Here is an 11,278-nt window from a genome sequence, read left to right as displayed (position 1 = left end):
TTTCTGGTTTAGTGTTTGAGCGCCTTGAACCGCAAAACGGAAACAGAAAACAGGAAACCTCACGGACCCTCCGTCCGTGAAATGTTCGCGCGGATCTCGGCCCCCTATGACCGCCTGAACCACCTCTTCAGCGGCGGTGTCGATTACTGGTGGCGATTCCTCCTCGTCCGCTCATTACCCAAATCAGAATTCAATCATCAGAAATCGGAAATTCTCGACCTCGCCTGCGGCACCGGCGACGTCACCCTGGCGCTGCAACAGGCGGGGTTCGACGCGGTCGGCGGAGATTTCTGCGAACCCATGCTCGAACGCGCCCGGGCCAAGGGCGTGAAAAAAACCGTGGTCGCCGATGCCCTGGCCCTGCCCTTCCCCGACGCCTCCTTCTATGCCGTGACCCTGGCCTTCGGCTACCGGAACTTTGAGGACCGCGAGCGGGCCCTGCGGGAAATCCACCGGGTGCTGAAGCCCGGAGGCACGGTCCACATCCTGGAATTTTCCCAGCCCTTCCGTTGGTTCCGTCCGTTCTATTATTTTTATCTGCGCCATCTCCTACCCCGTGCGGCAAAAATTCTCTGCCGTGACCGGGCCGCTTATGAGTACCTATCTTCGTCCATCAGTGCATTTCCCGATGTGGAGGAGATTGGCCGGGAGTTGGAGCGGGCAGGATTTGGGGAAGTGCACTGGTCCCGCCCAACCCTGGGGATCGTGGCCCTGCACCGCGCCAGTCGTTCTTGATCCCGCCGGATGGCGTTGCTCCGGGCGTTTTCTGCCTGAGTAAGAAACATTCAGACAGGTTCTAAACCGGAATCATGCGATTCAGCAACCACAAGGACTCTGGGGAAGAAAGGGGTTGGGCGACGACTCTTTTGATCACCGTTCGGAGAATCCCTTTTCTCCCCCATTCGCTATGTTTCTACCGGCTTCCCTGTGATTCTATACGATATCAATTGCACCGTTCCGGCTATACCGGGCAATTGAGTCCGGAGATATAGGTCAAAGCATTCTGATAGCCGCGACTGGCCACCACAAGCGGCGACAATCGCTCCAGCGCATGCAGGTTGGCATGCTGATTGGGGGCGGGCTCATCCGGGTAATCCGCCCAATCCAAGCCAAGCTCGAGAAAGGGTTGCAGGGCGCAGGTTCTGGCCCAAAAAAATGATCCCGCCGGAAAATCGGGACACAACCCGCAACTTACAGACAATCCCATTCGTGCCAGAAGGCGTTGTGTGTGCGACTCGGGATCATCCCACGTCCCCAAATGCCTCCGCTCCGGGTAGATCAAGCCTAGTTTTGGATCACATTCCAATGCCGCCAATATTCGATCCATCATGCGGCGCCCTCCACCGCCGACCATGTGTTCCAACAAATACTCGCGCCAAACTTTTCCGAGTTTGCCATCATCATGCCAGAGCCTTTTTTTGGTGTGGATGTGTCCGACAATCTCATAATCCCGCACCAGGCGCGGGCCAAGAGCGGTGATCAAGGGTCCCAGATCCCTGCCCCGGTTGGGCACCTGAACATATTCGACCCTGCCCGGGTAGTCCCGGAACAAAGCTGCGACCTCCGAAACATCGCAGGCCTCACTGACTGTGATCCAGAGGTCGGGCCGGAAATGGTTCGACAACAAGCGCTTCAACATGTCGGGCACCACATCCGGGTAATACACATGGATGTGCAGTGCGACCCCCCGGAATGCGCGCGCATCCGGGGGAGCCGTATCTTCGGGGTACAACAACGGCATTCGCCATAGTCCCGATGGTTGGCCCGAGTCAAACCAATGGGCCAGAGGGTCGCGACGACAGTCCGGATGGGCGTCCAAATACATGCCTGGATTGAATCCGGGAAAGGGCCTGCTGGGGATAATCCCACTCCGCCATTTGCGGGTGTACACCCGCACTTGTTCTTCCGGCTGCTGCGACCTCAGATGAGGCTCAAGGTAGTCCGGGTGTAGCAGTTTCGCACGGAGGATGGTCTGGCGATCGGCCAATTCACAGGCCTTTTCTTTGATCACTTCTGCTGTCAAATCCATCAAAGCAGACTGATAGATTTCCGGATGGTCCACTTGGGGAGGAGGCACCACCACCATACGTGCGTTGGATAGAACGGAATCTTGGTCCACCAGATGGTGCAGTGCCTCCCTGGAAGGAAAAACAACGCGATCGGTCTGCCAAACCAGCCAACGCCATTCATCCAAGTTGAGAAAATCGCGCTCTGCCCCCAGAAGGCAAAAAAGAAAGGGCACGTCAAAACGTGAAAAGGCTTCCGTGAAATTCCAGCAGACGGTCGAATGCAGGATTCCCGCTTCGAACGGATGTACTTCGCAGAGCCTGCGGAGCAAGGCCTGCAAAAGGACCCTACGGTGCGACCAAACAGCAGGAATTTCGAAGCAACAATCGGCCTCGTCCTTCCAAAATGTTGCTCCTCCACCAGATCCCACCACCAAGACCACAACTTGGTGCGTGCGGCGGAATCCCCGGGCAAGGATCCGGGTCATCTCCGCCGCCCCATCCGGCGAAGAACCCGGAGTGACCAACAGAACGATTTTTTTCCCAGGATCCAACGGGCGCAGCACACGAAACAGGCCGGGACGGAAAAAGTGATCCAAGCGGGATGTGCGTTCTGTCCGTGCGATCCAATTGAGAATCAGGACTTCAACAAAACAGGATCGAACAAAACTGAAAAAACTTTGCCACATGAATCAAAGGTCAACTCCGTCACACTATGCACACCGACTCCCTAGGGAAGGAAGCGTATTTTTTTCTGGGCAAGGACGGGATCTGGAACTCAGGGCAGAACGATGTCAAAGCGGAGAAATTTCTTGATGTCCGTCGGCTGGAGCGACAACACCGCCTCCCGGATTTCATAGGTTCCCTCATCACTGACCAGGTTGTCGGTGATGCCTTCCGACGACCATGTACCGGAGCTCCCGGGCTCATTGCTCCACACCACCGTTCCCGTGACTCCGGCGGCCGACTTGCTGCGGCGGTATTGCAGGCTCATCTGGCTGGCGTTGACAGTTAGGATCGGCCGAGCCGCGGAGCTGTTGTTGCCGGGACTCATGCCGTAGAAAAATTCCAAGGCATTGCTGAGGCCGTTGAAGTCGGGGTCCGCATCGGGTAGTGCGTTGTTCCCGGTGTAAAGGCCGTTGAGCCAGGAGGCGAAAGACTGTCCGGTCACGGTGAGAAGACCCGTTTCATAGGAGATGTCGTAGTTGGCCGGGTTGAATGTGCCACCGCTGGCGTTGGAGGGAATGATTTCATAGTCTCCTTGGGCGTCGTAGGCCCCGGTGCCGCCGCTGGCGCTGAGGGTGACCGTTCCCACGGTTTCGGCACCGACCGTTCCATTGGTGGTGAAGGCGGAGGTGCCGAGGGAGAGGGTCGTGCCGAAGGCCTTGGTGCGGTCGTTGGCGGTCACGGTCAGGAGCTTGGGGTAAACCACGCTAGGTGCCGTGGCGACGTTGACCGGGAGAGCGCCCGGGCTGGTGCAGAGGATATTGCCGTCATAGGATCCGGCGGCTGTGGTGGAAGCCAGACGGACATAAATCGGGGTGGCCGCCAGAGTCCCAGCCGCACCGACCGTCTGGGTGCCATTGTAACCCGAAGCGCCACCGGCGGTCTTCGAAACCTCGAAGCCCGCGGGGGCGGTGACCAGGACGCCTGCGGCGAGGTTGTCGCCGGAGAGGGTGAAGGTGGACGGCGTGGGCGAGGCGGTGCCGTAGGTGGTGTTGACGGTGGAAAGCGTGCCATTGGTGGTGATCACCGGGCCGGACGCTGCGGCCCTGGTCACCAAGACGTCATCGAGGAACAACCGCTTGGTTGGCGTGGAGAATGTGATGGTTGATGAGGCCTGGCCGCCGGTAAAATTGAGCGACTTGGTTTCGAAGGGGTCTGTCATCAGGTTGGTGTAGCTGACCGACTGGGTGGTCTGCCCCGTGATATTGATCAACAGATTGCCCTCATAGTCGGTCCAACCCTTGACTTTGAAACTCAGGGTGAAATTCCCCCCGTTACCACTGAGATCGATGACCCGGCTGGTGATGGATCCATTTGCACTGCTGGAGCCGATGCGCACGGCCCCGCCTGCCTGAAATGCGTTGTTGGTCGTGGTAAAATTCCCGTTACCTGCCCAGGTTGTGTTCGATCCTGCTGTGGAAGTGCTGTTTCCAGAGGTGATGGAGGTAAAATCTTCATTGAAGATCGTGCTATTCCCGCCTCCTCCCCCTCCCCCGCTGGCGACAATGGTGATGGTCAGGGCGGCCGTGCCGGTTCCACCGCTGTTGGTGGCGGATAAGGTGGTATTGGTCGTTCCGGCGGTGGTCGGTGTGCCGGAGATGGCGCCGGTGGTGCCATTGACCGTCAGTCCGGCAGGCAACGGGCTGGCGGAGTAGGATGTCGGCCCATTGGAAGCAGTGATTTGATAACTGAAGAGCGATCCCACCGAGCCGCCCGCCGTGGAGGCACTGGTGATGACCGGGGCCACCGTCCCGCCGCTGGAATTGCGCGGGTTGGGCGAGCCGGAGCTGAAATCGCTGTTGTTGTTGCCGCTGTCAGTCACCCCGTTCCCGGCCCGGAGGATGGCCGTGGTGGAAGACGCTGCGGGTGCGGCAGCCGCACCCTCGAAGGCGTTGGCCGTGCCGTAGCCGACAAAATCCTGCAGACCGGCCTGTCCGATGGGGGATGAGCCGGTGAATCCGGTGATGCTGTTGCGCAGGGCGATCTTGCCGCTGGAGGCACTGAGGTTCGTTCCACCGGTGGCATCCGCCGTGGGCAATGCCGCCCCGGTGGTTCCGGAAGCCAACTTGAGCAGGTAGAAACCATAGGCCGGAATCGAGCCCGAAAGGTTGTTCACCGACCAGGTCGTTCCGCTGGCGCTGGCGTATTGGACCGACCAGTTGGCCAGACTGACCGGCGAGCCGGTGGTGTTGCGCAATTCCACATAATCCGCACTGAGAACCGCCCCAGACAACCCTCCTGCGCCATAAACCTGGCTGATCAGCACCGGCGCAGCGGCCAAGGTAAAATTGCCCGGACTGGTGCCGGTGCCGTAGGCATTGATCACCGTGACCGGACCGGTCCCCGCCCCGGAGGGATAGACCGCGGTGATCTGGGTGCTGGAATCGCTGGTAAAGGATGTGGCATCGACCCCATTGAAACGGACGGCAGTGACTCCGGAAAAATTGGTTCCGGTGATGACCACCGAAGTTCCAACGCTACCACTGGTGGGCGAAAACGAAGCAAGGGTGGGGGCCCCGTTGCCGCTCAGGACCGTAAGGGTGGCCACAGACGATGAGGCGCTGGCCCCTTCGCTGTCGGTGGCACGGGCGCTGAGCGTGTAGGTTCCGGCAGAGGGTGGCGTCCAGCTGAAGGTATAGGGTGCGGCGGTGTCGGTGTTGACCACGGAGTTGCCGCTGAGGAATTGCACCTGGGAGATGGTGCCCGTGGCCCCGGTCGAAGTGGTGTCGGTGGCATTGGCCGACAGCACCACTGGGTTGCCGGAGAGGAGGGTGGTCCCACTGGCCGGAGAGGTCAGCGTGACGTTGGGGGCGGGGTTGGCGGCCGCAGCGGAACCGCCTGTCACGATGAGGGAGTAGGTCTGGTTGGTGGTGAGGGTACCATTGATCGACACCGTGAGGGTGTAGGTGCCGGCCTGCGACGGGGAAGCGACCAAGACCTGCTCGACGTTGTCGGTGTTGTTGACGCCGGTGGTGGCATTGAGGGACATGGAAGCCTGGGTCCACGTGTTGACAAAAGGCATGATGTATGGGCGGTAGACGGTGGTGCCGTTCGGCGCGGTGACTTTCAGATCCAAATTGCGGACCAGGTTCGGGGTGCGGCTGTCCTGGCTGGTCTGGGCCGTGCCGGCGGGGTCGGTCCACGAGAGGGTGGCCCGGATCGGGCTGCTGCCGTCCCAAGTGAAAGTATGGTTCCGGGTGGTCTGGCTTGAAGAAAGGGAGTTTTCGATGATTTTGGGACTGGCCAGGCTGGCCTTGTGTGCCAGGACCAAGTCGGCTGCGGCCTTGACGTTGATCAAGCCCCAGCCGTAAGTGTAGTCCGGTCCGGGATTGCCTCGATCGCTCGCGGTGTGGATGAGCAGGGCCTTGAGTGTGCTGGCCCGCATCAACTGGCCGGAAAACTCGCGGGCGTAAAGCTGGACGATGAGCGCGGCCGAACCCATGGCCGACGGCGTGGCCATGCTGGTGCCGCTGTAGGTACCGTCGTAAGCGGCATTGCCGGTGCTGATGCTGGAATAGACATTGACCCCGTTGGCGACCAGATCGGGCTTGATCCGCCCGTCGTCGCAGGGACCCAGGCTGGAAAAACTGGCGATGACCGCCTTGGCGGGATCACGCAGTCCGGATGTGACGGCGTCGTTAGCGGCGCCCACGGTCATGATGTTTTTGGCCAGACCATTGTAGGTGATGGATTGGAATCCACCCTTGGCGGTGAGGGTGTCCTGTTCGTTGCCTGCGGCCCAGAAGGGCAGATAGTAGGGCAGGGCGGCGGCCACCGCATCCACCGATCTGGCCTCGGTTTCGTAGCGTCCCATATCGGCCGTGACGGCATCGTAGCCATAGGAGTGGTTGGACAAAGGGATTTTGGTCGTGATCTGGCCCGCACTGGACGCACCAGCAGCCGTCATTTCCGTGTAATCGTCCGTCCACTCATACGAATCGATGGCGACCGAAGGGGCCATGCCCTTGGCGGCGGCCTGGACTCCCGAGGCGCCAATGGTGCCCGCGACATGGGTGGCGTGGTCATCCAGGGCGGCGGAGGCATTTTTCAAGGTGACACGCCCGGTCAATTCCTGGTGGGTTGAACGCACCGAACCGCCGTCCCACACCCCCACTTTCACCCCCGAACCCGAGAGACTGAAATTTCCGCCGAAGAGCAGGTTGGCTCCGCTGGAAATGGCGGCGTTGGCGTTGGTGGTGTGCCGGTAGACCGGGCGGTCCCCTTGGAAAGTGTACAACTCCGAGACCCGGTGCCCCGGGCCCCGCATCCGGAGCGGAATACCCAAACGGGAGGCTTTGGCCAGCACGGCCTCTCGCTGCGCCTCCTGGATTTCCGACAGGCGCGCCACAGCCCATGCACGCTCTGCAGGATCGGAAAGATCACGCCCGGCGAGAACGTTGGCGATCTCCGTGGACTTATCATTTGTGGAATCATTGAAAGACTCGGAACCGGTGATTACTCCCTCTGGAGTCGTGCCCTCAGCGTTCTCGTTCAGATTGCCGGCTCCGACCATCCGGCCTCCTGCGGGCTTTGCGGGTCTGGAATCGCCAAATTTGTTAGGACTGGAGGCATCGATGGACTCGGTCCCGACTTCGACACCGGCTTCGGACCCGGGAGACTCCTGGGTCGAAGTCCTTGAATCCACATCTGCCGTCGTTGTCGAATCAGACACGGATGACCGATCCTGACGTTTTTGAACGTCTTGAAGCCATGAGCCCACACCGATTAGCACGGTCAGGGCAACAATCAGCAAAAAGGAGCTGGCTCGGGAATACAGACGCATAAATGGAGGGCTCTATCCGGTAATTATAGGGAACAATCCAGCTGAAAGGATGCCATTTCGAGTCAATTCTATGACGAATGGATCACAGAACTGACACCGAATCGGTCGGCTTCTATCATGTCCCGGAACAGTCCGGGGGAGTTGGACAATTCGGCATAGGACCCATCCTGCACCAGACGGCCCTGCTCCAGGACCATGATCCGATCGCAGGCCTTGATGGTGGCCAAGCGGTGGGCGATGAACACGGCCGTCTTTCCCTGCAAATTTTTCTCCAAAGACTCCTGGATCAAGCGCTCGCTGACGGTGTCCAAGGCACTGGTGGCTTCGTCGAAAATCAGAAAAGGCGGGTCCATCAACAGGACACGGGCGATGGCCAGCCGTTGACGCTGGCCGCCGCTCAAATTCGCGCCGGCCTCACCGACGCGGGCATCGAGTCCTTCGGGCAACTGGGCGATGAATTCCCAGGCATTGGCCATTTCGCATGCCCTCCGTAACTGGTCGTCATCGGCATCCGGGCGGATGAGGAGCAGATTCTGCCGGATGGTGGTTTGGAAAAAATAGGGCGACTGGGGGACGACGCCGAAGCTTTTGCGGACATCGGCGCCGCGGCAGCGGGAGAGGTCCACCCCATCGACGGTGATCCGTCCAACACTCGGATCGTAAAGCCGGATCATCAGTTGCGAGATGGTGGTCTTGCCCGCTCCCGAGGGTCCGACAAAAGCGACTTTCTGCCCATAGGGTATGCGGAAGGAGAGACCGTTGAGGATGTCCTTGGCGGCGTACTTGAAGTGCACCCCTTCGAAAGCCACTTCACCGCGGTGGGGCATGACGACGGCAGAACCTGGAGGAGGATCCGGCGTCGTGCTGGGGGTTTGCAGGACCGCATTCATGCGGGCAAAACTGGCCTCGGCGCTGCCGTACAAAGTGGACAATTGATAGAGCTGCTGGAGGGGACCCTGCAAACCCCCATAGGACAACAGGTATCCGACCAACTCACCCTGGGTGATGTGGCCGTCCAGGCAGCGCCAGGCCCCGACGGAACAAACCAGGGCAAAAAAAACGTAGCCCGCACCTTCCTGCTTCATCCATTCGATGTGCGACTGAACATCCCGCCAGACGCTTTTCTTGCTGATGTGTGCGGCCTGCTCCTTGAAATCGCGGCCGACGGTTCCTTCGGCCGCATACAATTTGATCTCACGGGTGCCCCGGATGAGGTCGGCCACCCTTCCGCTGACTTCGCTTTCGCTGCTCTGGAAAGCGGTGTGGTAGCCGTGGATTTTATGCCGCGCCTGGTTCATCAACCAGACACTGGTGAATACGGAAGCAGCCAAGACCGCGGTCATGACAAAATCCCACATCAGCAGCGTCCCCAGACTGGAAACGAGCAGGGCCAGCATCCCGGGCCCCATCAATGCCGTTTGGTGCATGAACTGCTGCAGCTGGGTCAGGGGCGAACCAAAGAGATAACTGAATAGTTCCCCCGAATTGTGCCGTCCATGGAATCTCAGACAGAGTGAATTGATGTGGCGGTAAAACCGCGCCCGCAATCGGAGGAGGATACGTTCTCGCACCCAAGTGAAGATTCGGAAGCTCAGGTGCCAGAAAACCATCCGGAAAACAATCGAAGCCAACAAATAGAATCCCATCAGCTGGGCCAGCTTCATCCACCGCTCCCCTGCGGGCATCACCGGCGTGACAATATCGTCGATCAGATACTTTGGGGCCAGATTCTGGAAGGTGATCGCCACCCCGTGCATGGTGTTGAGCACGAAACCCAACACCAGCCACCTGGCATAGGGTTGCATCTGCCAGCCTAAAAAACGGAGCAGACTGGTCTTGGGGGGCGGGGATGCCTTGGCACTCATGGCGCCCGGGCCGAAACAACCCGGGTCCCCTCCTTGCTAAACCCGACCACCGACAGGTCAAGCCTGATCGTGCCTTTAGAATAAGTTATACTTATAATATGGGCTTTCCAAAGATTAGTAACGCTCCTACTTTCGATCCGTGCATCGTCTTCTATTAGTTCTGTTACTTAGTGCCGCGTGGCTCCCGGCGGCGACCACCCCACCCCCTGGATCAGGAAAAATACACCAACCCGTTCTGCTGCTGGTCGAAGCTTCGGCCAAGGAGATCTATGACGACAATATCTACACCTATGCCTATGGAAGGCAGGCCGATCGCTCTTCCTGGATCACCCAGGGCCAGCTCACACTCGGCTTGAAGTGCGATGCGGATCAAGCCGGAACTTGGACCCCCAGTTACACCTGGGAGGGACTGGCATTCCTCAACGCCAGCGAAGAGTCCCACCAAAAACACACCGGGCGTCTGGAGTTTGCCGGGAAGCAGGAGGACTGGTCCTGGCAAGGCGACCTCAGCCAAAGCTATACCGACGGCAGCACCATCTCTCCCACCTGGACCGGCCCCGGAGGGGCGCCGGCGGTCGGGGCACCGGAGGTGCGCAACCGCCGCAGGAACTTCATGCTCGACCACAACGCGCAAATCACCTGGAAACCAGGGGCGTGGTGGGTCCGGGGCCTTTACCGGGGTCAGTGGCATGATTTCATGACGGACTATTCCCCAACCCCCGGTTATCAGAATTACGACGACCGCAACGATTTCAGCCTGGGTCTTGATTTCGGCCGCCAATTGGCCGGGGACTGGGACGCGTATGTCGGTGGACGCCTCGGCCAGGAAGACCAGGGGCAGATGCCGCATACCCCCATCGAATTCGACAACCAATACTTCCGTTGGGTGGTCGGAACCCTGGGCCATCCCCTGCCTTGGTTGAATATCGATGCCGAGGCCGGTCCCGATTTTCGCTTCTTCACCCGCGATCTGCCCAAGGGCGAACCCGACGAGCGCACTGAAATCTATTACCGGGGCCAGGTCGGCATCCAAATCACTTCCCAAGACCTCCTCAGCTTATCCGGCAAGCAATACCTTTTCCCCTCCTCGGCAGGTTGCGGCATGATGCGGGAGGGACTTTGGGACGCGGAATTCCGCCACACCTTCACGGGCGGCGAATCCGGGGAACTGGTTTGCAGTGCTTCCTTGGGATTCAGGGTCAACGAGGACGACTTTTTCCCGGCCAAGCGGCGGGACCGCGTTTACACGCCCAGATTGGAATGGAAAACCGCTTGGAAGCAAGTCTGGAACCTGCGAGCCACCTACGAATACAGCTGGTCCGAAAGTGAGGTGGTGAACACCCCTTCACGAGAGTTCGAACGTTCGCGGATCAGTGTGGCCGCCTCTTGGCGATACTGAGGGTTACTTGACCGTGAAGACGATGCCGTTGAAGTAACCCGAGGGAAACTTCTGCCGGACGCTAGCCGGGAACGGAACCGGCATCTGGTTGGCCTCAATGATCGTGCGATGCGCCAAGGCCAGAATCGCCGGGTCCACTTTCTTGGCGGGGGATTCGACCAAAGTGACTTTCCCGTCTGGATTCACGTGGTAACTGAAGGTCGCCCGGCCACGTTTGAGCTGGCGGCCGTACTTTTCCATGTAGCCTTCCCAGACATTTTCCATCTTGGTCTGCACATCGAAGCGGTAGTCGAGAAAGTCCTCAACATACCCGGAAACCGCCGAGGGCGTCGCGGCCGGTGCTTCCGCGGCCGACAGATCGCGGTGGGCGACGAGTCCCATCCACACCAACCCCACCATCAGGAGATGGGAAAAACCGGACCAGGATCCTGCAAAATGGTTCAGTCGGGGCATATGGGTATCCTACCGGATTACCCAGCCGGGGCAATCTGGAATCCTG

At 59.5% G+C, this 11,278-nt stretch carries 6 protein-coding genes; 2 read left to right on the top strand and 4 right to left on the bottom strand.

All coding sequences use genetic code 11. The annotated features are described in order from the left end of the window. Nucleotides 1-81: 81 nt before the first annotated feature. On the top strand, nt 82-735 hold the full coding sequence (locus tag SFU85_09345) for a ubiquinone/menaquinone biosynthesis methyltransferase (protein ID MDX6766984.1): 654 nt from the start codon (nt 82-84) through the stop codon (nt 733-735). Nucleotides 736-961: 226 nt separating this feature from the next. Here the strand turns inward: SFU85_09345 and SFU85_09340 are convergent, their stop codons facing one another. The 3 genes from SFU85_09340 to SFU85_09330 all read right to left on the bottom strand — a co-directional run bounded on the left by SFU85_09340 (nt 962) and on the right by SFU85_09330 (nt 9,380). Continuing rightward, nucleotides 962-2,605 carry a rhamnan synthesis F family protein gene (locus SFU85_09340; protein MDX6766983.1) on the bottom strand — a complete coding sequence of 548 codons (1,644 nt, stop codon included), beginning with the start codon at nt 2,603-2,605 and terminating at the stop codon, nt 962-964. Nucleotides 2,606-2,784: 179 nt separating this feature from the next. Continuing rightward, nucleotides 2,785-7,404: a S8 family serine peptidase gene (locus tag SFU85_09335; protein MDX6766982.1), complete on the bottom strand. Its 4,620-nt coding sequence runs from the start codon at nt 7,402-7,404 to the stop codon at nt 2,785-2,787. 179 nt (nt 7,405-7,583) lie between these two features. After that, nucleotides 7,584-9,380 (bottom strand): ABC transporter ATP-binding protein, encoded by a 1,797-nt coding sequence (locus SFU85_09330; GenBank protein ID MDX6766981.1) that lies wholly within the window; start codon nt 9,378-9,380, stop codon nt 7,584-7,586. A gap of 139 nt (nt 9,381-9,519) precedes the next feature. Between SFU85_09330 and SFU85_09325 the strand changes: the two genes are divergently transcribed. Then, nucleotides 9,520-10,779: a hypothetical protein gene (locus SFU85_09325; GenBank protein ID MDX6766980.1), complete on the top strand. Its 1,260-nt coding sequence runs from the start codon at nt 9,520-9,522 to the stop codon at nt 10,777-10,779. A 3-nt stretch (nt 10,780-10,782) separates the two neighbouring features. Here SFU85_09325 and SFU85_09320 read toward each other — a convergent pair whose 3' ends face one another. After that, nucleotides 10,783-11,232: a hypothetical protein gene (locus SFU85_09320; GenBank protein ID MDX6766979.1), complete on the bottom strand. Its 450-nt coding sequence runs from the start codon at nt 11,230-11,232 to the stop codon at nt 10,783-10,785. Nucleotides 11,233-11,278 lie beyond the last annotated feature (46 nt).

The sequence above is a fragment of the Candidatus Methylacidiphilales bacterium genome, assembly GCA_033875315.1.
Classification (GTDB): Bacteria; Verrucomicrobiota; Verrucomicrobiia; order Methylacidiphilales; family CAZTYG01; genus JANRJG01.
Note: the sequence above shows the minus strand (reverse complement) of the source record. Positions and strands in the feature narration are given on the sequence as shown.